The organism is Labrenzia sp. C1B70 (genome assembly GCF_000475395.1).
Taxonomy (GTDB): Bacteria; Pseudomonadota; Alphaproteobacteria; order Rhizobiales; family Stappiaceae; genus Roseibium; species Roseibium algicola.
The window spans coordinates 437,142-459,232 of sequence record NZ_AXCE01000004.1 but is presented as its reverse complement, the minus strand read 5'-3'; the positions used below and the strand labels follow the sequence as shown (position 1 = coordinate 459,232).

Genomic DNA, 22,091 nt, shown 5'->3' with positions numbered 1-22,091 from the left:
CGATGCCTGAGGACGACCAGGGCCCCGCGACGGGCAGCAGCCGCCCTCAAGAGCACAGCCTGAAGATCAGGGTCGTCTACAATCCCCGCACAGGTCACAAGCGCGAGACGCGTTTCAAGGCGGTATTGGCGCTGCTTGAGGCAGGCGGTCACACATGCGAAATCCTGATCACGACCAAGGCGGGCGATGCCGCCGGTTTCGTTCGGGAAACGACATCAGATGACGCCGATATCCTGGCAATCGCCGGCGGCGATGGCACGATCAACGATGCAATCCAGGGAGCCGGCCCGCAGACGCCGCCCCTGGGGCTCATACCGCTCGGCACGGCGAATGTGCTGGCGCATGAGCTCGGCATCGGCACGGATCCACGCCGGATTGCGAACTGCCTTATGGAAGCGCGCATCCTTAAGATCCGGCCAGGCCAGGTCAACGGGCACCGCTTCATGATGATGGCCGGCATCGGGCTGGACGCGCAGGTGGTTTCGGATCTCAGCCGTGCCACCAAGACCCGCTTCGGCAAGGCCGCCTATCTGATCGAAGTTTTCCGGACACTGCGGCGATGGTCCTGCCCGCCGGTGGACGTCCAACTGGACGGTGAGCCCGAAAAGGCAGCGACGCTGATCGTCAGCCGTGGCAAACGGTATGGCGGGACATTTGTCCTCGCACCGAATTGCGACCTCGCCAACCCGTCTTTTTGCGCAACGATATTTCCTCCAGGCAGCGCTCTGTCTGTCTTCGGACGCTTTCTGCTGATACCGGCAGGCCTGCTCCTGCGGCATGGTCTCGTTGCCCAACAGCCGGCCAGAACAGTCGAAATCCTGGGTCCCCTGGGCGACCCGATACAGGCCGACGGCGATATCGTCGCGCATACCCCTGCGCAGATCTCGGTTTGCGAGCAGCCGATACGCCTGTGCGTCCCGATGTCCCGGCGATAACACGAGCCTGGAAGATCAATCTTCGCTTTCCAGCCCGGCAAGATGGACCAGCCGGCGGCATGCGCTCATCCAGTCGAAGTCTTCGCGCGCGGCAATGGGAGGCTCCGGCACAATCGTCAACGCATACTCCAGCGCCTCGAGAGCCCCTTCCAGTTCGGTGTAGAAATGGGCGTTGGGATAGGCCTTGTAGGGAAGGTTGCCCGGACAGTCCGGCAGGATGACATGTCGGCCGGCAACCAGCGCATCGGCGGTTGCCGTGCACAGGATTTCGCTGCGCGAAGGGTTCACCATGACCCGGTATCGTCCGATATCGGACCAGAACCGCCGATTCGGTCCGAAGAACCGTAATTCAGCGCCTTCCTCTCGTGCGAAGGCGCGAAACTCTGCTTCATCGCGCCCCCCGCCAATGACATCGATGGGCCTTTTGGCACGGGCAGCGATGCGGGCAAGGTCGTCCAGGCCTTTTTCCCAGAGGAAAGCTCCGAGAAAATAGATCCCTTCGGTTTCCTGCGTAACGAGAGGCACCTGCGCGTAACCGGGCATGACACCGGTCACCCGTTCCACAGGCATCGTGATGCCCGGCAGGGTGAGGGCGGGCGACAGGCTGAGGGGCAGATCGATGCGCAGCCGCAGGGCGCGGCCGTGCAGATAAGATACCAGCCGGGCGAGGCTGTTTGGAAACGGCAGCCCGGACATGCGGATGTAGGTTTCATAATCCGTCATGCTGAGGCCGATCGTCTTGTCCGCCCGGATGCCCCTGCGCCCGGTCGTTACCGGATACCAGCACAGATGCTCCGGCTCGCTCGCGATCAGGCACCGGGCCGGCGGCGCGGCGCGGTAGACGTCTTCCATCGGCACGATCGACCCCATGCCTGCCACAAACCTTGCCCGATAAGGCCGGCATTCCGGAAATTTGTAGGGTCCGAAGGCTTCAAGTTCCGTCCGGAGCCAGTCGACCTGCTCGTCAAAATCGACGAAACGGGTCTCGCCCCACAGCCGTTGCTGTGAAACCTCATCCAGCCAGGGAAGAACATAGACAACCCGATAGCCAAGCGTTGCCAACCCGCAGGCGTGCCACAGTGAGATGAAGGACGGTCCGGTCATCCACGGCAGGGCGGCACTCGTCAGAACCGCAAAGTCATGGATCTCTTGACCTTTGGTACGTTCGCCAGACAGGGGCACTTGTCTCCAGTTTCAACAGCCAGAACCACGGGCAACGATCGGCCAGCGCTTGAAGCGAAGGAGGCGGCAGGCTGGCGTGAGACACCAGAACACATGATTCTCCGCCCGAGACAATCCACCATCGCAGGTCACGAAAGCCAGACAGGCCAGAACGCTAACGCCCGTTTCGACCTGTATTTTCCACAAGACGCCTGGCACGCCAAATGGTGAGGCCTTGTCACAAACGCGCGAATGAGGCCGTCTAAGACGAAAGTCACCCGCTCGTGACTTTCGGTTGAGTGCTCCATTGCATATTTTAGGGGCAATCGAACAAGGAATTGAGCCAAATGGTGGGATCGTTTTCCCGGAAGGCCGGCAAGGCCCTCCGCACCGCGCTTATTGTAACCGGCGGAATAGTTGCCCTGGCTGCGCCAATCAACGGCGCGCAGGCGCAACCCGAAAAAGTCATCGAACTGTTTACCAGCCAGGGCTGCTCCTCGTGCCCGCCGGCCGATCGGCTGGCGGAAAAGCTGGTGCAGGAAGATAACAACGTCCTGACCATGGTGATGCCCGTCGACTACTGGGATTATCTCGGCTGGAAGGACACGCTGGCAAGTCCCGTCAACTCGCAGCGTCAGCGGGCCTATGCCGCGCGGCGCGGCGACCGGTCGGTCTACACCCCGCAAATGGTGATCAACGGCGAGGAACACGTCGTCGGCAGCCGCGAAGGCGATGTAAGGGCCGCGCTGGCACGTACCGACCCCTTTACCGCGACAATCGACCTGAAGATTACCGACATGGTCGTCCAGGCAACGGTGAAAGGCTCCCTGCCCAAGGGCTTCAACATGGCGACCGTCTATTTCCTGCGCATGCAGGATGAAGCCCTCGTTGATATCGGCCGTGGCGAAAACGCGGGCCGCAAGGTGCGTTACGTCAACGTGGTGCGCAATCTGCAGCCGATGGGGATGTGGTCCGGCGGCCAGGAGACATTCCGCATGCCGAAGTCCAAACTGATGCTGAAAGGCGACGCCCGCTGCGCAGTTGTCGTGCAGCTTGAAAATCCCGACGGCCCCGGCCGGATCATCGGCGCGGCAACCATGAACAAGAGCGGCGGTCTGTGAACCGCCGCTGTGGTGTGGCCAAATATCAATTCCCTCTGAAAAACGAGCCCATCGGCCTCAAAGCCGGGTTGTAACCCCCGAGAAAACTGCTACCCCTTGCCCCGTTCGACCCGCCTCGGGATCGTAAACGCCCAAAGCACGGGCAATTTGCGAAACGCAGTGGCCGGTCAGGTTCTCTGCTTTGCCGGCGTCTGGTGAAGCAAATCGGTCCTGGGGGAACGCATGAAGTTGAAGCGCAGGCTTCAGATAGCCTTTTTGAGCATCGTTTTCGGCGTGGTCGTTCTCGGTCTCAAGATCGGCGCCTACCTGTTGACCGGCTCCATAGCGCTTTATTCAGACGCGTTGGAAACGACGGTCAATATCGCGTCCGCTATCGCTACGCTTGCAGCCGTCTGGTTCGCCGCCAAACCCGCCGACAGCAACCACCCCTACGGCCACGACAAGGTTGAGTATTTCGCGGCGGTTCTCGTCGGTGTGATGATCGTGCTTGCCGCCCTGTCGATTTTCCGCGCGGCTTGGCTCGGCTTCATCAGTGGCGACAGTCCGGAATATTCGCCAGCCGGTATCGGCATGAACCTGCTTGCCGCCGTCATCAACGGCGCCTGGGCGCGGTACCTGATGAGATATGGCAAACACGCAAGATCACCTGCCCTTGTTGCGGACGGCAAGCATCTGATGACCGATGTGGTCAGCTCCGTCGGGGTTCTGGGCGGTGTTGTGCTGGTGATGCTCACCGGCTGGAAAGTCATGGATCCCGCGCTTGCGGTTCTTGTCGGCCTCACCGTTCTCTGGTCCGGCTGGGGCCTCGTCAAGGAATCCGTCGGCGGACTGATGGACGAAGCCGCCTCGCACGACACATTGGACAAGATCCGTGTTCTGATTTCCGAACATGGCGAAGGCGCCCTGGAGGCACACGACCTGCGCACTCGCATTGCCGGCAAATCCACCTTCATCGATTTTCACCTGGTGGTGCCGGGCGAAATGTCCGTCGACAAGGCACATGAGATCTGCGACCGGATCGAGATTGCCATTGTCGAAGATGTCCCCGGAGCCCGGATCACCATTCACGTCGAACCGGAACACAAGGCCAAGCATTCCGGCATTGTGGTGCTCTAGGCGGTGGCCCGAACCCTCTGGTCTTAAAAATAGTAGGGATAACCGCGCATGAGCGAGGCGTTGTTATACTCGAAGACACCGGAGGTCTGGTCGCCCAGCCCACCGCAAACCCGCTTGCCACCACCGATGGCGCGACAGAGATGCCGAAGCAGGTGCCCGCCGGCGCGCCCCTCCGCGATCGAACAGGCATTGAGGGAAAGAACGCCGCCAGGGCGGATATACTGGCCCAGCGTTCTCCAGAAGTTCTCCATCCCGGAACTATGCGACACCATCCCGACCGGACTGGCCGCCGTGAATCCGCCTACGCAGTCTGCATCCAGAAGGGTCACCTGACCGGGAACGCCGCTGTGAAAGACCAACTCGACCACGCCGAAGCCACCCGATGGCGCGTTTTGAACCAGATGACCCAGAATTTCATCGGTCGAGGAATAGCTGTAACCGGAATGCGCGGCCATATAGCCCCGCGTCAAAAAATCAAGCTCACCATTATAAAGAAGTATCCGTGTCATATCGCGCCCCCCGGCACCAAATGTGCAACATGGCTTTCAGGATGAAGAAAGTCTCGTAATACCGCGAAATATTGCCTGAAGAACTGCTCCCTGTCACTCAAGGGACAGGATCGGGGTAAAAACAACTTCCAGAACGCCCCCCTCCTAAAATAGCAGCACTTTCGGAACGCTACGTCATCGGACGAGGTCTTTTCCGGCCCGGCCAACCAGCCTGTCTCCCGCCAGGGCACCTGCAGGCAGACCGAATTGCGTCTTGCCCTCGCCCGTCACAATCCATAATACTCTGCACCCGGCGATCCTCGCCGCCGTCTCACCGACGGGTCTGAACCGGGCATTTGCTCACTGCGGAACTGTCTTGGCGCCTGCCCCGGCAACGTCGAGATTTCCCCGCTCCGTCCCCGCAGCACGCCCCGGTTACTTCGGAACGATTTGAGGAACCAGTCTCATATGCCCAACTGGCGGCGCTGGCAGGCCCAGCTTCTTGATCATCTGATCCTGATCGGCGGCGCGCTTGTGATGACGCTGCCTGTCTATTCGATCTTCGCCGCAACCACCCATGAGGGCGGAAGGGTCCGGCCAAGGCTCGATCTGGGCAGTGGCACGCTGGAAAACTACGGACACTTTCTGCAGACCGGCGCGGGCTTTTCCGGTGACGTCACAGCATTGTCGATGATGTGGAATTCCTTCCTGCTGGGCGCTGGATTTGCGACCCTGAAGGTCGTTCTGTCCCTCATGACAGCCTATGCACTGATCTATTTTCGGGTTCGCTTTGCCAGCGCCATCTTCGCCGTGCTTCTGCTGACCCTGTTGCTGCCTCTGGAATCCCGGTTCCTGCCGACCTATGCCGTGACCGTCGAACTTGGCCTCGTCAACACGCGTGCGGGCCTCATCCTGCCGCTGGTCGCCTCCGGCCTTGGGACGCTGTTCTTCCGCCAGTTCCTCATGACGGTTCCGGATGCGCTGCTGGAATCGGCCAGGATCGACGGCGCTGGTCCGCTGAAGTTCTTCAAGGACATTCTGGTTCCCCTGTCGGCGCCGACAGCGGCCGCGCTGTTCCTGGTCATGTTTGTCAACGGCTGGAACCAGTATCTGTGGCCGGTAATGGTCACCTCGGAGGAAAGCACCTACACCTTGGTGCGCGGCATGCAGTTTTTCGGCAATTCCAGCCTGCGCGGACTGATGCTGGCGGTACTCGCGTTCGTGCCTCCGGCCCTGCTTGTCATATTGTTTCAACGACAAGTCGTTAAAGGCCTGTTCGACGGCTCACACTGACGACATCCGGCATTGAAACCGGCGGTCCCTGCCCCAATTTTTCCAGAACGACCCGAAAGGCACCTCATCCATGGCATTTGAAGCGATCCTGTTCGACTGTGACGGCGTTCTGGTGGATTCGGAAATCATCTATGTCGATGTCGAACGCGAACATCTGGCCCGGATCGGCCTGAAGTACGAGCTTCATGAGTATATGGACCGGTTCCAGGGCCTGGGCAGCACGGATTTCTGGGCGGCGCTCGACGCGGATTACCAGACCCTTGGCAAGGGACCGCTGCCTGAAACATTCGGACCGGATCTGGACGCTGCCACCCAGGCGCGGATCGACCGCGAACTGGCGGAAATCAAAGGCATCAAACAGCTGCTGGCAGCCCATGACGGCCCACGTGCCGTCGCCTCCTCCTCCCGCCTGCACCGGCTGACCCACAAGCTTCAACACACAGGGCTCTTCCCTTACTTCGAGCCGCATATCTATTCAGGCGAGCAGGTAACCAACGGCAAACCCGCGCCCGATCTGTTTTTGTTCGCGGCGGATAAGCTGGGTGTAGACCCGAAAGCCGCGCTTGTCGTGGAAGACAGTGTCAACGGCGTGAAGGCGGGCCTTGCCGCCGGCATGACGGTTTGGGGTTTTGTCGGCGGCGGTCATTGTCACGATGGCCACGCGGAACAGCTGCTTGGCGCCGGTGCACATCGGGTCGTCGACAGCCATGACAACCTGGCCGCTCTGCTGATCAGTGAAAGCACAGCAGCCTGAGGCTGTTTTGGGTCGATCTAAAAATCTGACAGAACCCGAATGCTCCTGAGAGATCCGCGCGCCGTTAGCCGGCGCGCGGCAGGCCATTCTAGCGCCCGAGATCGTGTTCCGGATTTGCGCTGATCTTGTGGATCGAAAGATCCGCCCCGCGGTGCTCGTCTTCCTGAGACAGCCTCAGACCCATCGTCGCTTTCAGGATACCATAGACGGCAAGACCCGCCCCAAGGGCGTAGACCGCCCCCAGGACCGTACCGATAACCTGCGAAACGGGAGATACACCGCCAAGGCCGCCCAGGGCCTCGAGCCCGAAGAAGCCAGCGGCGATACCACCCCACGCTCCGCAGATGCCATGCAGCGGCCAGACACCCAGAACGTCGTCGATTTTCAACTTGTTCTGGCAGATCTCGAAACCGATAACAAAGACGCCGCCGGCGACGCCTCCAACAACCAGGCTGCCGATCGGGTGCATGACGTCCGAACCGGCGCAGACGGCAACGAGACCGGCCAGCGCACCGTTGTGCACGAAGCCCGGATCATTCCGGCCGACGACCAGCGCCACAAGAATGCCGCCAACCATTGCCATCAACGAGTTGATCGCCACAAGACCGGAAATGCTCTCAAGTGAGGCAGCCGTCATCACGTTGAAACCGAACCAGCCGACACAAAGCATCCAGGATCCCATGGCGAGCCAGGGCAGCGATGAGGGCGGAATACCGATGGGACGGCCGTTGCGGTCGTAACGGCCCATGCGAGCACCCAGCAGCAGAACGGCGCCGAGCGCGATCCAGCCGCCGACCGCATGCACCACCACGGAACCCGCAAAGTCATGGAACGGCGCGCCGAAGGTCGCTTCCAACCAGCCCTGGAATCCGAAATTGCCGTTCCAGACCAGCCCCTCGAACAACGGATAGACGATACCGACCAGGGCAACTGTGGCCAGGCATTGCGGCCAGAACTTCATGCGTTCCGCGATGCCACCGGAGATGATCGCCGGAATTGCGGCGGCAAATGTTGTGAGGAAGAAGAACTTCACCAGGCTCAGACCCTGAAGTTCGAAGCCTTCACCACCACCTGACAAGGTCGCCGCGTTCACCAGGAACGTGGTGCCGTAGGCAACCGCATATCCGACAAAGAAATACGCCACTGTCGACAGGGCAAAGTCGACAAGGATTTTTACCAGCGCGTTGACCTGGTTCTTTTGCCGGACGGTGCCGACTTCCAGAAAAGCAAAGCCGCCGTGCATGGCGAAAACGAGAATAGCTCCCACAAGGACGAAAAAGACGTCCGCCCCGACCCCGGTTTCATTCATTTTGACCCCCAGATAGGCAATTTGCCGTTTGTTTTTGCGTTTCGGAGCGCACAGCATTCAAACTGCATGCCAAACGGGCAAAAGCTCAAAAAAGACCCGGGAATCAGCCGATTTTTTAATCGAAACCTTTGGAGGCCCCACCAAAGGGAACATGTAGATCGATTATTTTGTAATCATTCGCATTTTTTTTAGGCAAAAACAGAAACTCAGGGCAACTGTCCAAAAAAAGAGCCCGGGGTTGCCCCCGGGCTTTCCAAGTTTGCGGTCTGAGCCAATAGACCGCCTGGGAGATTTTTGTCGGCGCTGCCTTAGAGGCGGCCGGAGCCGGTTCCGAATTCCGGATAGGCTTCCACACCGATTTCGACCTTGTCGAGACCAAGGGCCTCTTCTTCCTCGGACACCCGGATACCCATGGTGGCCTTGAGGACGAACCAGATCACCGAGCTTACGACCAGGGTGAACGCACCGATGGAAACGATACCGATCAGCTGGGTGACGTAGGAAGCGTCGGAGTTGGACAGCGGTACGATGAGCGTGCCCCAGATACCTGCCAGCAGGTGAACCGGGATGGCGCCAACGACGTCGTCGATTTTCAGCTTGTCGAGCATCGGAACCGCGAAGACCACGATCACGCCACCGACACCGCCGACGAAGACGGAAACCCACACGCTCGGTGCAAGCGGTTCTGCGGTGATGGCAACCAGACCTGCCAGAGCGCCGTTCAGAGCCATGGTCACGTCGACCTTCTTGTAGAGGATCTGGGTGAGAACAACCGCGACGACGACACCGGCAGCAGCAGCCATGTTGGTGTTGGCGAAGATGCGGGAGATGTCGGAGACGTCACCGATGGAACCCATGGCGAGCTGGGACGCACCGTTGAAGCCGAACCAACCCAGCCACAGGATGAACGTGCCGAGGGTTGCGAGCGGCATGGAGGAACCCGGGAACGGGTGCACGGAGCCATCCGCACCATACTTGCCTTTACGGGCACCAAGGATAACCGCACCGGCCAGAGCAGCCCAGCCACCGACGGAGTGAACGAGAGTGGAACCGGCAAAGTCGGAGAACTCAGCGCCGCCGATAGCCTTCACGGCTTCGCCGTTGAGCCAGCCGCCGCCCCATTCCCAGGAACCGGTGATCGGGTAGATGATGCCCGTCAGGACTACAGTGAAAGCCAGGAAAGGCCACAGCTTGATGCGCTCGGCGAGCGTGCCGGACACGATCGACGCGGTGGTCGCACAGAAGACCATCTGGAAGAACCAGTCGGACGCCGTGGAGTAACCGGTGTCGAGTGCGTCGCCGCCGACGGCGTCAAACGCGTAAGGACCGAAGGAACCCATGAAACCGCCGTCAACGCCGGTGTACATCAGGTTGTAGCCGGTGATCCAGAACATCAGGCCTGCGATGGCGTAGAGCGTGATGTTCTTCAGGCACTGCATAGAAACGTTCTTGGAGCGGACGAGACCGGCTTCAAGCATTGCAAAGCCGGCGGCCATCCACATGACCAGGAAACCACCGATGAGGAACAGCAGTGTATTGAAGATATAGGCAACCTCGGGAGAGACTGCGGCTGGAGCTGCAGCGGCAGCCTCGGTATCCTGCGCAAGCACCGGCAGAGCCGTAAGGCTCAGCAGAGCCAGCGACGTCGCGCCCTTAGCGACAAGTTTTTTCATGATACGTTTCCTTACCTAAATCACAGAGCTTCGGCGTCGGTTTCGCCGGTACGGATGCGCACGACCTGATCGATCGAATGGACGAAGATTTTCCCATCCCCGATCTGGCCGGTCTTGGCAGCGCCGGAAATCACTTCGACGACCTTGTCGACGGAGGCGGCATCCACAGCGACTTCAATCTTCAGCTTCGGCAGGAAGCTGACGGCATACTCGGTGCCGCGATAGATTTCGGTGTGCCCCTTCTGGCGGCCATAGCCCTTCACTTCAGTCACCGTCAGCCCCTGGATGCCGATGCTGGTCAAGGCATCGCGCACTTCGTCGAGCTTGAACGGCTTGATGATGGCCATCACTATTTTCATTGCTCGTTCCATTCCCCTTCTTAGCGCCCCTTCCCGTCGAAGAAGCTCGGCCTACCACCCCGGAAACTGCGCCTGGTTCTGTCCCCCTCTGGAAGGATCTTCTCAGGTCTTCGGCTTCACCACGTGTCGTGGCCCCGGGCCGGTGTCAGCTCTTACTAATCAAGGACCGTGCCAACTTGGCTTTTTCGGAGAGTCTTTCGCGGAATCCCGCGGTTTTGCAGTGCAAAAAACGCCGGAGCCAACTTTGTGGCATAAATGGGATGACGGCTTTTCAGGCAGTTTTTCTGCCTATTTTTTACACACAGCACACTTTCGAGGTTAAAAATTGTGCACAAAAGACCGGCATTCGCTCCTCGCATAAAAATGCGGCACCTGAACCGGTCAACAAAGTTACGGCAGTGCAAACGGCCGTGCCTCGCCATCGCGGCGGCAGCCCGCCGCGAAAGCAGCTACCGTCTCGGTGCGGAGGCACAATCCGTATCTCAGGTTCCAGGTGGAAGACTGGCGCTGCACGCCTGTGTCCCACCCCTCCAGAGTAAGAGCCGCCACATCGAATAAGTTCGAGCTTGTTCGGGATCCTGGAGTATACTTTTCAGAAGTAACCCCGGCAGATGCAGCCATTAGTTGCTCTGTCTTTTCAATGACCCCACCCCAACGGACCAACCGGCAGAGGTAGAAATGAGACACAGTGCCAAGCTAGCGGCCATCGCCCTTTCCTTCTTGCCGGGTCTTGCGAGCGCGCAGGACGTGGCCGACACCATCTATTCCGGCGGCCCCATCCTGACCATCAATGACAGTCAGCCGAAGGTTGAAGCCGTCGCGGTGAAAGACGGGCGAATACTGGCGGCAGGAACGTTGGCCGATATTTCGGCCTTTAAAGGCGAAACGACGGAGGCGTTCGATTTGAACGGCCGGACGATGCTACCGGGGTTCGTGGATAGCCACGGACACGTGGTCATGGGCGGAATTCAGGCCCTTTCGGCGAACTTGCTTGCGCCGCCGGATGGCAACGTCACGGATATCGCCAGCTTGCAGGCAACGCTGAAAGCCTGGGCGGAGAAGAACGCTGCGACAGTCGACAAGGTGAAGATGATCATCGGCTTCGGCTACGACAACGCACAACTGGCCGAACTCCGCCATCCGACACGTGAGGATCTCGACGCGGTCTCGACGGAAGTCCCGATCGTGATCGTGCATCAGTCAGGCCACCTCGGTGTTGCCAATTCCAAGGCGCTCGAACTCGCAGGGATCACCGCTTCGACCGAAAATCCGGAAGGCGGTGTCATTCAGCGCACATCGGATGGAACTCCCAATGGCGTTCTTGAAGAATATGCCTTTTTCAATGTGCTCATCCCGCTGCTCGGAACTCTGGGGCCGGAAGGACTGTCTGCTTTCGCAGAAGCCGGAGCAGACCTCTGGATGCGCTACGGATATACGACCGCGCAGGATGGCCGCTCTTCCGGGGCGGTGGTCGAAGCCTTGAAGGCGGTCGACGCGGACAAGGGTCTTCCGGTGGACGTTATCGCCTATCCCGACGTGCTCGAAGCGAAGGATTACATCGCCCAGCATGTTTCGCGGGAATATGAAGGCAAAGTGCGCGTGGGCGGATGCAAGCTGACAATCGACGGCTCACCGCAAGGCTTTACCGCCTTGCGAGACCGGCCCTACTACGATCCCGTCGGCGATTATCCTCCCGGTTATGCCGGTTATGCTTCGGTGACGATGGAAAAGGTTCAGGACGCCGTGAACTGGTGCTACGAAAACGGCATCCAGATCATCACGCACGCCAATGGCGAAGGCGCCTCCGACATGCTGATTGCCGCCATTGGCGCGGCCCAGAAAAAATATGGAGACCCCGGCAACCGGCCGGTGCTCATCCACGGCCAGTTCCTGCGTGAAGACCAGGTGGACAGCTACAAGCGGCTTGGCGTCTTCATGTCCCTGTTCCCCATGCACACCTTCTATTGGGGCGATTGGCACAGAGACCACACGGTCGGCCCGGTGAACGCGGACAATATTTCACCAACAGGGTGGGTACGCGAACGCGGCATGAAGTTCGGCTCCCATCACGATGCGCCCGTCGCCTTCCCGGACAGCATGCGTATTCTCTCAGCGACGGTCACACGGCGCACCCGGTCGGGCGACATCCTTGGCCCGAGCCAGCGGGTAGACGTCATGACCGCCTTGAAAGCCATGACCATCTGGCCCGCATGGCAACAATTCGAGGAAAACGACAAGGGGTCGATCGAAGTCGGCAAGCTGGCCGATTTCGTTCTGCTGTCCGAAGACCCGACGGCGATCGATCCGGAGAAGCTGGCCGGGATAAAGATCGAAGGGACAGTGAAAGGCGGCAATCTGGTCTATGACGCACAGAAAGACAGCCGTCGGGGCGACCTCTCCCCGCAATTTCCGGTCTTCGGCAATCCGGAAGCAGCGCATCATCTGATGCATGCAATGTATGACGGCTTGAGCGGCGTTTCCAATCAGTAAGCAGACCGCATGCTGCGTCGGGACGGCCTCCGAAGGCCGTCCTGAAGACAGGGCAACTCGGTCAATGCCTCAACCGCAGAAGCAGCTCCCGGGCAGATCCTCAGGCTGAGAAGCCGCCACTTTCCAGGTAGGCGATCTCTTCCGGTGTCGATTGCCGGCCGAGAACGGCATTGCGATGCGGAAAGCGGCCGAAGCGGCGGATGACGTCGAGGTGGATCAGCGCGTAGTGATAGAGTTCCGTGTCGCCAAGGACGCGGCACAGGTCAACAGACCTTTCCTGATGCGCCATGTCTTCTGCGTGCTCGAACGGCAGGTAGAAAAAGCCGCGCGCCTCCTTGGGAAACGCCCTGTCAAAACCACGATCAAGCGCTTGTTCGGCGACCTCTACGGCCTTCGGGTCCGCCCGGAAAGCCTTGGGACTGCCGCGGAAGACATTGCGCGGGAACTGGTCAAGCAGGATCAGGAGCGCGAGCGCACCATCGGCCGTATCCGCCCAGCCATCGAGCTTGCCCTCAGCCGCATCCTCGATAGCGGCCAGGAACCTGTCCCGGCACAACTTGTCGAACTTGTCGTCCTTTGCGAACCATTTCGCCGGCCCGGCGTTCCACCAGAAATCGAGAACGTCGAGGGAGGTGATCGGCTGGTCTGTCATGGCGGCAATTTCCGGAGATGAAGGAGTGGAAGGGGTGCGATCCGTTCCTGCCAGCTTCACTTGCCCGCTGTCAACGCGCCGCAGGCCAATGTCTGCCAGTTGACCTGGTGTTGCCGTGTCTGGGCATCCAGAAAGCCACTGTCCTTCAGGGCGGTCATTTCCTGCCTGAACGCCTCGACCAGCGCGGGATCCGTTCCCTGGCTGAACACGGCCCACAGCGGGTTGGCAAGTGCTTCGACAAAGACCACCGGCTGCAGGAGGCCGCCGTCATATCCCTGCTTGCAGGCGCTCGCCTCTGCCAGGAACCCAGTCAGCGGCAGCACATCGATCCGCTCCAGGTAAAGCATCTCGATACCTTGGTGAAAATCGGTGATCGGCACCAGGTTCCCGGTTTTCTCGAACCCGAGCTGTTTGAGGTGGGACAGAAGATTGGAGCCGTCCTGAACACCGATCCGCACCTTCTGATCACGCAGGTCCTCGACCGTGTCGGCTTTGATCTTCGGTCTGGTCGAGAGCTGGTAGAAATTCTGCCCATAGGGCGAGACTTCGCCCAGCCAGATGAATTTATCTTCTCGCTCCGGCGTTCGCGACAGCGAGAAAAAAAGCACATTCGGCATGGTTTCGGCCAGGAGCATTGCCCGCTTCCAAGGCAGGAATTCGTAAGCGCCGATCTTCAGCGGGATTGTTTCCCCGACCCGCCTGGCAACTTCGAGCATATAGGCCGTGACATAACCGTCCGGCTTGCCCGCGTTGTCCCATTGCAGCGGTGCAAAACTCTGGGTGACGATCTGGATTTCGGCTGGGTCTGCCTTTGCCGGGCCGGCAACAAGCGAAAGGGCCGCGGCCGCAAGCATGATTGCGCTCCGGAGTCCTGCTTTCATTCCTGCACCATGCAATCGTCCCGCGCCTTTGAAAAAGCTGTTTCTCGCAGTTAAACCCTGCCGGCGGATTGCGGGTGCGCCTTTGCGACAGCCGTCATTCCGGAACCGGACCCACCTGGCCTGCCGCCTGGGACGGTTTTCATCCCTGTACCCCGATGACACCGGCAAATCAGGCTAGTTTTGACTTCCTAATCTTGTATGAATGGCCAACAAAGGGAAGAAATTTCGACCCGCCACCGGCGCCCCTGAAACGGAGACTTTGTTGACGACCGGAACGACACTCGATCTGAAGGGCCTGAAATGCCCGCTGCCCGTGCTCAAGACCCGCAAGGCCCTCACCCGGTTATCCAGCGGCGAGCAACTGACGGTTTTGACCACGGACCCGATGGCGGAAATCGACATTCCCCATTTCTGCAACGAGCAGGGCCATACCCTGCTGGAAGCAGAGCGCATGGAGGGCGGCCACCGGTTCGTGCTGACCAAGGGCGGCTAGATCAACAAACGATCAGCACCCGGCTTTAAGCGTCACTGCATCTTGCCGGCAATCTTGTCGATATCCGCCGCGAGCTGGAGGTCCAGTTTGCTGAGCCCGCCAACGTCATGGGTCGACAGGGTGATATCGACACTGCGATAGACATTGAACCATTCGGGATGGTGGTTCATCTTTTCCGCCACCAGCGCGATCTGGGTCATGAAGGCAAAGGCTTCGCGGAAATTGTGAAACTTGAAGGATTTCGATATCGCCTCCCGGTCTTCGCACATGTGCCAGCCCGGCAGATCGTTCAATCCGGCGGCGCGGTCTTCCGGCTTCAGTCGTTCAACCATCTGGTCCTCCTGTTTTGTGTAACGGCCCGGCTCGAAAACGAGCCGCCTGCCTGTCGTGCACCTAATCCAGTTCTGTGTCAGCCCAATGGCGGGCTGCCAGCATCCGCTTGGCGCCTGTTTCAAGGATAACCCGCTTGCCCCACGCCGTCCTCTTCGTTTGCCTTGGCAACATCTGCCGGTCGCCACTTGCGGAAGGCGTTTTCCGCGACATCGTGCAGGAGGCAGGGCTGGCAGACAGTTTCGTGGTCGATAGCGCGGGAACCGGTGCCTGGCACATCGGCAATCCACCGGACCCACGCTCCATCGACATAGCCGCGCGGCATGAGGTCGATATCTCCGCCCAAAGGGCACGGCAGGTGCGGGCAGATGATTTCCGCCGCTTCGACACCATCGTCGCCATGGACAGGGACAATCTCGCGGCCCTCAAGCGCATGGGCGGAGCGAGCAGCCCCCGGCTACGATTGCTTTTGAACAGACCGCCGCAGGATGTTCCCGATCCCTATTACGGCGGCCCGGACGGCTTTGAACAGGTGTACCAGCTCGTGCGCACTGGTGGTCAAAGTCTCTTTCAGGACCTGATGACGAGCGCCTGACAATGCCAGGCACGCTGCTTGACCACACGACAAGCCGGGGATTGCCGGGCACGGGTTCATAAATCCGTCTCAGACACCGGTGTATGGGTGTCTGACCTGCACGACTTCCTTGGCACCAAAATGAAAATTCTGTGGTGGTCTCTTGCGGCCGCGCTGATCCTGGCCGGGCTGGTAACGGTCTGGCTGCCGATCCCGACCGGCGTCCCCCTGCTTGCGCTCGGCATGATTGTCATTGTCGGCACGAACCGGAGTGCGGCACGCATGCTGCGCAGCCGCAGACGCAAGACGCCGCCGCTCAACGATGCCATTACCTGGGTGGAAGACCGCTCGCCCTTGCGCTTTGCCCGCATCCTGAAACGCACGAGACCACGCAAGAAGTAGGGTGTTTGTCAGCGTTCGGCAAAAACGCGACCGATGCCGCGAAGTGCCCGTCGGACCCGAACCGCCAGCCGTTGCAACACCCGCTGCAAGCGCCGCCCCTTCACGGTGAACCACTCGTCAAGCTGGCGATCGCTCACCAGCGGAGGGGTCTTGCGATAAAGCAGATGGTGGATCGCCAGAATCAGGAGCAGCGTCACGCCCCAGGACAACAGCGTATCGGACAGGAAGTGCCCGCCGAAAGCCACCCGGTTGGCTGACAGGATCAGGCCGAGCGGGATCAGAAAGACGAGAGCGCCCTTGCGCCAGGTTGCTGGCACAAGCATGGTAATTGCCGCCACCAGCCACATGGCAGCCGACCCTTCCCCGGACACGAACGAACAGTTGCTGTCGCAATAGTTCGAGATTTTCCAGACCGGCTGGTACGGCAGATCCCCACCGAAGATCTCGACATTGCGGGGCCGCGGGCGGCCCCAGTTGTCTTTCAGGATCAGGTTGACCAGAACCCCCGGTCCAAGGATCAGCGTCGACAGCAGGAACACCGGCTGACGCAGTGGCATCAGCGGCTGACGGCCCGGCACCAGCAGCTTGATGAGCAGAACCGCCACGCAGACGATGGCGATCACCCGGACAAGAAACGGTCCAAGGTGCCGGACATCGCGCAAGAACGCGACGTTCTCGGCCTTGAAGCCCTCATCGCCAAAATGGAAAAGCCCGCTCGCCCAGAGATCGACGCCGGGAAAGGCCAGAAAGAACAGGGACAAAAGGCAGATATAGAGCCCAACGCACACCATCGAATGGTTAATGCACCAGATGGATAGTTTGCTCAGTCCGGTCTTGGGATTATGCTGCTGGGGCTGGGTTTGCGTCATGGCTGCTCTTTAACGCATCCAATTGCCCGATCCAATCCCTTCCTGAAACCGGCCGGTTCAGATTTTGCGGAGATGCGGAATGTGAAAAACAGTCAGCCGCCTGCGGCCCCTACCGGCACGAATATAGTGTCATTGCGGCAGGACCGGAAACCGGTGGTGGAATTCTGGTACGAGTTTGCATCCACCTACAGCTATCTCTCGGCCATGCGGATCGAAACGCTTGCAAGCGACTATGGCGTTGAGATCGCTTGGCGGCCATTTTTGCTCGGTCCGATCTTCAAGAAGCAGGGCTGGCCAACCTCTCCCTTCAACCTTTATCCCGCCAAGGGCCACTACATGTGGCGCGACATGGAAAGGCTTTGCAGACAATACGGCCTGCCGTTCACCTTGCCGTCTCCCTTTCCCCAGGACGCACTGCTGGCCGCCAGGATCGCACACGCAGCACAGAACCAGCCCTGGATAGGGGCCTTTACCCGTGCGGTCTTCATCGCTGAATTCGGACAGGGACTGAACATCGCCGACGAAAGCCTGATGGCCGAACTGCTGCTGGAAATCGGCGCTCCGGCCCGGACGGCCCTGTCGACCGCCCACAGCCGGGAAAACAAGATAAGTCTGCGCGCAGCCGTTACCGAAGCCGAGAAACTCGGCATCTTCGGCGCACCGAGTTTCGTCATTCCAGGCGGAGACCTCTACTGGGGCGACGATCGGCTGGAACAGGCCCTCGAGGCAGCCGGAAACCTGGTTGAAACAGACGCCTGAAGACCGCCTCGCATTCATCCGACATCCCAACTCAAAACCCGGCTTGCGGGACCCGAGATCGAAGGCTATATACGAAACATATACGTTTCATATAACCAGCCATTTCGGGAGACAGTCATGGGCATCGTCAAGATCGACGAGGGTCTGCACGAGGAAATCCGCCGAGCCAGCACCGTCATGTGCCGCTCCATCAATGCGCAGGCCGAATTCTGGATGAAGATCGGCATGCTCGCCGAGGCAAACCCGACCCTGTCCTTCAGCGACATCATCAAGATGCAGCTCGAAGCAGCGCAGGCTCCCTCGGCAGATGCGGCGGTTGCCTGACATGGTCAAGACCCCGGAAGAACTGGAACTCATGCGCAACTCGGGCAGGTTGCTCGCCTCCGTCTTCGAGATGCTCGATGGTGTTGACCTTGCCGGAATGTCGACACTCGCCGTCAACGACATGGTGGAGCGTTTCATAACCGAGGACCTTGCCGCCCGTCCGGCCAGCAAGGGGCAATACGGCTTTGAATTTGTGCTGAATTGCTCAATCAACCAGGTCGTCTGCCACGGCATTCCGGACCGGAACGAGATCATCCGCGACGGCGACATCATCAATCTGGATATCACGCTCGAAAAGGACGGCTTCATTGCCGATTCCAGCAAGACCTATGTCGTCGGAAACGCCAGTGCGGCCGCAAGGCGGCTGGTGCGTGTTGCCCAGAAAGCGATGTGGAAAGGGATCGAGCAGGTAAGGCCCGGCGCCTATCTGGGCGATATCGGCCATGCAATCGAAAAACACGCCAAGAAGAACGGTTACTCGGTGGTGCGCGACTATTGCGGGCACGGCATCGGCCGTGAAATGCACGAGGAGCCCAATGTGCTGAATTTCGGACGGCGCGGAACGGGCATGAGATTGCGCGAAGGCATGGTCTTCACCGTCGAGCCGATGATCAACCAGGGCACCAGCCGGGTTTCAACCGAAGAGGACGGCTGGAAGGTTGTGACCAAAGACGGTAAGCTGTCGGCGCAGTTCGAACACACGGTCGCCGTTACCGCCGATGGTGTCGAGGTTCTGACCCTGCGCCGAGATGAAACTGCCCTGACAGCATAGAGGCCGTAAGGTGTGGCCCTCAGCCCGCTCTGCGTCCGCTCGCCAGTTTCATCGCCTCGAAAAGGGCGGCAGGTGACAGGGGTTTTGTCAGGATTTCCCGGAACCCTGCATCCCGCAAACGCGTGTCGCCAACAGACTCCAGAGCCGCCGTCACGGCGATCAGCGGCAGGTCCGGGCGCAGAGATCCGAGCGCCTCGGCCGTTTCGACACCACTCATGCCGGGCATGTGCAGATCGAGCAACGCGGCATCGAAGTCGCTCTTTTGAACGAGACCGACAGCCTGCTCGCCCGATCTGGCGGCCTCCGACGAAATGCCGAAGGATTCCAGCAGCGCTGCCAGCAGACGGCAATTGGTCTCGTTGTCATCGACAATAAGCACATGCGCCGACAAGGGCCCGGTGACAGACGCATCTTCGGATGTTTCCGACGTTCCATGCTGGTCTGCCTCGGCCTGCAACAGGCCGTCATCGCCCTCGCCGAGCGGAATTTCCACGTTGAACCGGCTGCCGCCGGTCTCGGAACGCGCCAGTGTCAACCGGCCATTCATGTCCCGGACGAACTGTGCCGTCCCCCAAAGACCAAGACCCGTTCCAGGCGCGGTTTCCCGGCCGTGCCGGCCCCGGACGAAGGGCCGGAACAGCCGTGCACCTTCTTCAGGCTCGATGCCGGGGCCGCTGTCTGCAACGGAAATCAGAATGGAGGACGGATCGCCCTGACCGGATGCATCCTCCGATTTGTGGCCGGCTGCGCGAACCTCGACCGTGACCCCGCCCTCAGCAGTGTATTTGACAGCATTGTCCAGCAATGTCGTGATCACCCGGCGCAGTGTCCCACCACTTGATGTAACCGCCTCGCGGGCCTCGTCGTCTATTTTCAGCGTCAAGGTCAGGTTTTTTGCTTCGGCCGCGACCTGGAAAAGGTCGGCGATTTCCGAAACGATATCTGCGATCCGACTGGGTCTTGTTTCCGCTTGCGATCCCGGTTCGGCAGCCGTGACAAGCTCGCCCGTCATTTGCGTAAGTGCATCGATGGAGCGAATGAGGATCGACAGTTGATCTTTTTGTGTCCCGTTCAGCGGACCGGTGCCGATCAGTTCCGCCGTCAGGCGCATGGCTGCAAGCGGCGTTCTGAGATCGTGGGCCAGAAGCGCAAGTTTGACGCTGTCCTCGTCATGATTTGCCATGCGGCCGGAGATCCTTCGCCTGAATGGGTCTCAACCGGGCTTGCCAGACACGCGCCAAAAAGCCAAGTTGGTCGAAATTCTGCTTACCTTGCCGTGTGGCCGCTGTCCATCCAGACCGGCATCCACCTGCACCCAGTCCCAAATCAACCGGAAACAGCCTTCGGGTTGCCGCATAGATGCTTGCTCAAACACTTACGATCGTCGCCCCGGTTTTCCTGCTGATCGGCATTGGCTACTGTCTCGCCAAAACCCGCATTCTGAACCAGAGCATCAGCGAAGCACTCGGGCAGTTCGTCTATATCGTGGCGATCCCGGTGCTGATCTTCCGATCGCTGATCGGCGCTGACCTCAGCGCGGGTGTTCCGCTGGCGCTCTGGGCAACCTACTTCATCGGCGTCGGCTTTGCCTGGCTGCTCGGATCGCTGATCATTCGCAAGGGTTTCGGCCGCGATGCCCGGGCAAGCGCGATCGGCGGGATATCCGCCGCCTTCGCCAACACGATTCTGGTCGGACTGCCGCTGGTCGCCTCGGTATACGGCGACGAAGGCCTGGCCCCGCTGCTGCTGATCATCTCGATCCACCTGGCCACGATGACAGTGCTGATGGCGGTGATGATGGAGCGGGCAGCTGCGATCGACAACGGCACGGCCTCCCCTCCCATTTCCCAACTGTTGATGGGAGCCGGAAAAAGCCTGGTGAAGAACCCCCTCGTCGTCACCATCGTCGCCGCCTTTATCTGGCGGCAGACAGGCCTGGAGCTGCCGGAGATCGGTCTCGACGTTATCAGCCGCATCGCCGCCACGGCACTGCCTCTGTCACTGCTGTCACTGGGCATGAGCCTCGTGCAATACGGCATGCGCGGCAATATCGTGCCAGGACTGATCCTCAGCATCATCAAGATGCTGCTCATGCCGATCGTCGTTTTTAGTTTCGGGGCTTTCGTGTTCCACCTGCCGCCTCTGTGGACAGCCGTTGCGACCTTGACGGCCAGCTGCCCGACAGGTGTGAACGCCTATATTTTCGCCAACCGCTACGGCACTGGCCATTCCATGTCCGCAAATGCGATTACCATGACCACGCTCTGCGCCATCGTTACAGCCAGCTTGTGGATCTGGTTCCTGGACCATTGGTTCGGCATGAGCCTGCGCTAATCCCTGAACGCGCTAGAGCCCGATCCTCTTGCGCAATTCGGCATGGGTCATGCCGGCCTCACGCAACGACCGGAGACTGGTGTCCTTGCTGGACTTCGAGAGCTTGCGTCCGTCCGCCCCCAGGACGAGCCTGTGATGCCGGTAGACCGGTGACGGCAGGCCGAGCAGTTCCTGCAGGACCCTGTGCACGCTGGTTGCGTGATAAAGGTCCTGTCCGCGCAGCACATCGGTGATGCCCTGCCTGGCATCATCGACCACCACCGACAGATGATAGCTCGTCGGCGTGTCCTTGCGGGCAAGGATAACATCACCCCACGCTGCCGCCTCGACAGGCACCGCGACAGGTTCGGCAAACAGGCTTTCGCCTTCCGCCCCCGTTTCCTGCCACGACAGCGCCCTTCCGATCTGCGCGAGGGCGCGCTGCATGTCGAGACGCAGTGAGAACGGCGCATCGCTGGCCGCCCGGCTCCTGAGCTCTTCCGGCGAAAGAACCGCGGCATCGCCAGGATAAAGCGGCGCACCGTCAGGATCCCGCGGCCAGCTTTCTCCATTGGCTTCCTTGGCTGAAACGAACGCCTTGATTTCAGCACGGGTCAGATAGGCGGGATATACCAGGCCCATGTCCTGCAACTTTTCCAGGGCTGCCCGGTATTGCGGAAAATTTTCCGATTGGCGCAACACGGGCTCATCGAGCGGCACGCCCAACCAGGCGAGATCCTCGAACATCTCCCGTTCCAGGTCCGGTGTGCACCGGGTCTGGTCGATGTCTTCCACCCGCACGAGAAACCGGCCACTGAGCGCAACAGCTGCACGCGCATTCAGGAGAGCCGAAAGCGCATGCCCCAGATGCAAGTGCCCATTGGGTGAAGGAGCAAAGCGGAATACGGGCTGGGTCATGAGATCGGCAAAGGCTGTTGACGCGGAGCGGGCTGATGAGTGAAGTCCTACCTATCATTCCCCAGCCGCCGCGCAAGAGACAGTATCGCCCGGCAGTTCAAGACA

At 60.0% G+C, this 22,091-nt stretch carries 24 protein-coding genes; 13 read left to right on the top strand and 11 right to left on the bottom strand.

Features of this window, described 5'->3' with window-relative positions:
• The first annotated feature begins 2 nt into the window (after positions 1–2).
• Complete coding sequence (locus Q666_RS40425; protein WP_023002733.1) at positions 3–935, top strand: diacylglycerol kinase family protein; 933 nt, start codon at positions 3–5, stop codon at positions 933–935.
• Positions 936–950: 15 nt separating this feature from the next.
• Here the strand turns inward: Q666_RS40425 and Q666_RS40420 are convergent, their stop codons facing one another.
• Positions 951–2,117: a hypothetical protein gene (locus Q666_RS40420; RefSeq protein ID WP_023002732.1), complete on the bottom strand. Its 1,167-nt coding sequence runs from the start codon at positions 2,115–2,117 to the stop codon at positions 951–953.
• 326 nt (positions 2,118–2,443) lie between these two features.
• Here Q666_RS40420 and Q666_RS40415 point away from each other — a divergent pair, with 326 nt between their 5' ends.
• Entirely contained in the window at positions 2,444–3,217 is a 774-nt protein-coding gene (locus Q666_RS40415; RefSeq protein ID WP_023002731.1) for a DUF1223 domain-containing protein, read from the top strand.
• Between the two features lie 222 nt (positions 3,218–3,439).
• Positions 3,440–4,333 (top strand): cation diffusion facilitator family transporter, encoded by an 894-nt coding sequence (locus Q666_RS40410; RefSeq protein ID WP_023002730.1) that lies wholly within the window; start codon positions 3,440–3,442, stop codon positions 4,331–4,333.
• Between the two features lie 23 nt (positions 4,334–4,356).
• Here the strand turns inward: Q666_RS40410 and Q666_RS40405 are convergent, their stop codons facing one another.
• Complete coding sequence (locus Q666_RS40405; protein WP_023002729.1) at positions 4,357–4,842, bottom strand: hypothetical protein; 486 nt, start codon at positions 4,840–4,842, stop codon at positions 4,357–4,359.
• 447 nt (positions 4,843–5,289) lie between these two features.
• On the opposite strand from Q666_RS40405, the gene Q666_RS40400 reads away from it, so the two are divergent.
• Both Q666_RS40400 and Q666_RS40395 read left to right on the top strand, forming a co-directional pair.
• The gene (locus Q666_RS40400; protein ID WP_023002728.1) at positions 5,290–6,114 is read left to right on the top strand and encodes an ABC transporter permease subunit; all 825 of its coding nucleotides are present in this window, start codon (positions 5,290–5,292) and stop codon (positions 6,112–6,114) included.
• Between the two features lie 70 nt (positions 6,115–6,184).
• On the top strand, positions 6,185–6,868 hold the full coding sequence (locus Q666_RS40395) for an HAD family hydrolase (RefSeq protein ID WP_023002727.1): 684 nt from the start codon (positions 6,185–6,187) through the stop codon (positions 6,866–6,868).
• Positions 6,869–6,956: 88 nt separating this feature from the next.
• Here the strand turns inward: Q666_RS40395 and Q666_RS40390 are convergent, their stop codons facing one another.
• From Q666_RS40390 to Q666_RS40380, 3 genes are all read right to left on the bottom strand, one after another.
• Positions 6,957–8,177 carry an ammonium transporter gene (locus tag Q666_RS40390; RefSeq protein ID WP_031270117.1) on the bottom strand — a complete coding sequence of 407 codons (1,221 nt, stop codon included), beginning with the start codon at positions 8,175–8,177 and terminating at the stop codon, positions 6,957–6,959.
• A 308-nt stretch (positions 8,178–8,485) separates the two neighbouring features.
• Positions 8,486–9,850 (bottom strand): ammonium transporter, encoded by a 1,365-nt coding sequence (locus Q666_RS40385; protein WP_023002725.1) that lies wholly within the window; start codon positions 9,848–9,850, stop codon positions 8,486–8,488.
• Between the two features lie 20 nt (positions 9,851–9,870).
• Positions 9,871–10,209: a P-II family nitrogen regulator gene (locus tag Q666_RS40380; RefSeq protein ID WP_006938248.1), complete on the bottom strand. Its 339-nt coding sequence runs from the start codon at positions 10,207–10,209 to the stop codon at positions 9,871–9,873.
• A gap of 678 nt (positions 10,210–10,887) precedes the next feature.
• Here Q666_RS40380 and Q666_RS40375 point away from each other — a divergent pair.
• Positions 10,888–12,699 carry an amidohydrolase family protein gene (locus tag Q666_RS40375; RefSeq protein WP_031270115.1) on the top strand — a complete coding sequence of 604 codons (1,812 nt, stop codon included), beginning with the start codon at positions 10,888–10,890 and terminating at the stop codon, positions 12,697–12,699.
• Between the two features lie 100 nt (positions 12,700–12,799).
• Here the strand turns inward: Q666_RS40375 and Q666_RS40370 are convergent, their stop codons facing one another.
• Both Q666_RS40370 and Q666_RS40365 read right to left on the bottom strand, forming a co-directional pair.
• On the bottom strand, positions 12,800–13,351 hold the full coding sequence (locus Q666_RS40370) for a DUF924 family protein (RefSeq protein ID WP_031270113.1): 552 nt from the start codon (positions 13,349–13,351) through the stop codon (positions 12,800–12,802).
• Positions 13,352–13,407: 56 nt separating this feature from the next.
• Entirely contained in the window at positions 13,408–14,205 is a 798-nt protein-coding gene (locus Q666_RS40365) for an ABC transporter substrate-binding protein (RefSeq protein ID WP_161633277.1), read from the bottom strand.
• Between the two features lie 286 nt (positions 14,206–14,491).
• On the opposite strand from Q666_RS40365, the gene Q666_RS40360 reads away from it, so the two are divergent.
• Positions 14,492–14,725, top strand: coding sequence for a sulfurtransferase TusA family protein (locus Q666_RS40360; protein ID WP_031270111.1), 234 nt, complete (start codon positions 14,492–14,494; stop codon positions 14,723–14,725).
• Between the two features lie 32 nt (positions 14,726–14,757).
• On the opposite strand, the gene Q666_RS40355 is transcribed toward Q666_RS40360, so the two are convergent.
• Positions 14,758–15,057 carry a 4a-hydroxytetrahydrobiopterin dehydratase gene (locus tag Q666_RS40355; RefSeq protein ID WP_023002719.1) on the bottom strand — a complete coding sequence of 100 codons (300 nt, stop codon included), beginning with the start codon at positions 15,055–15,057 and terminating at the stop codon, positions 14,758–14,760.
• A 134-nt stretch (positions 15,058–15,191) separates the two neighbouring features.
• Between Q666_RS40355 and Q666_RS40350 the strand changes: the two genes are divergently transcribed.
• Positions 15,192–15,650 (top strand): low molecular weight protein-tyrosine-phosphatase, encoded by a 459-nt coding sequence (locus Q666_RS40350; protein ID WP_023002718.1) that lies wholly within the window; start codon positions 15,192–15,194, stop codon positions 15,648–15,650.
• A gap of 120 nt (positions 15,651–15,770) precedes the next feature.
• On the top strand, positions 15,771–16,031 hold the full coding sequence (locus tag Q666_RS40345) for a hypothetical protein (RefSeq protein WP_023002717.1): 261 nt from the start codon (positions 15,771–15,773) through the stop codon (positions 16,029–16,031).
• A gap of 8 nt (positions 16,032–16,039) precedes the next feature.
• Here the strand turns inward: Q666_RS40345 and Q666_RS40340 are convergent, their stop codons facing one another.
• Complete coding sequence (locus tag Q666_RS40340) at positions 16,040–16,900, bottom strand: phosphatase PAP2 family protein (RefSeq protein ID WP_031270108.1); 861 nt, start codon at positions 16,898–16,900, stop codon at positions 16,040–16,042.
• An 81-nt stretch (positions 16,901–16,981) separates the two neighbouring features.
• Between Q666_RS40340 and Q666_RS40335 the strand changes: the two genes are divergently transcribed.
• From Q666_RS40335 to map, 3 genes are all read left to right on the top strand, one after another.
• Complete coding sequence (locus Q666_RS40335) at positions 16,982–17,659, top strand: 2-hydroxychromene-2-carboxylate isomerase (RefSeq protein WP_228932301.1); 678 nt, start codon at positions 16,982–16,984, stop codon at positions 17,657–17,659.
• Between the two features lie 117 nt (positions 17,660–17,776).
• Entirely contained in the window at positions 17,777–17,983 is a 207-nt protein-coding gene (locus Q666_RS40330; protein WP_023002714.1) for a ParD-like family protein, read from the top strand.
• Position 17,984: 1 nt separating this feature from the next.
• The gene (gene map / locus Q666_RS40325; RefSeq protein WP_031270106.1) at positions 17,985–18,755 is read left to right on the top strand and encodes a type I methionyl aminopeptidase; all 771 of its coding nucleotides are present in this window, start codon (positions 17,985–17,987) and stop codon (positions 18,753–18,755) included.
• A gap of 19 nt (positions 18,756–18,774) precedes the next feature.
• Here map and Q666_RS40320 read toward each other — a convergent pair whose 3' ends face one another.
• A complete protein-coding gene (locus tag Q666_RS40320) occupies positions 18,775–19,938 on the bottom strand; it encodes a hybrid sensor histidine kinase/response regulator (RefSeq protein WP_023002712.1) in 1,164 nt (387 codons plus the stop codon).
• Between the two features lie 176 nt (positions 19,939–20,114).
• Between Q666_RS40320 and Q666_RS40315 the strand changes: the two genes are divergently transcribed.
• The gene (locus Q666_RS40315; protein ID WP_023002711.1) at positions 20,115–21,089 is read left to right on the top strand and encodes an AEC family transporter; all 975 of its coding nucleotides are present in this window, start codon (positions 20,115–20,117) and stop codon (positions 21,087–21,089) included.
• Positions 21,090–21,101: 12 nt separating this feature from the next.
• Here Q666_RS40315 and gluQRS read toward each other — a convergent pair whose 3' ends face one another.
• The gene (gluQRS, locus tag Q666_RS40310; RefSeq protein WP_031270105.1) at positions 21,102–21,986 is read right to left on the bottom strand and encodes a tRNA glutamyl-Q(34) synthetase GluQRS; all 885 of its coding nucleotides are present in this window, start codon (positions 21,984–21,986) and stop codon (positions 21,102–21,104) included.
• Positions 21,987–22,091: the final 105 nt, after the last annotated feature.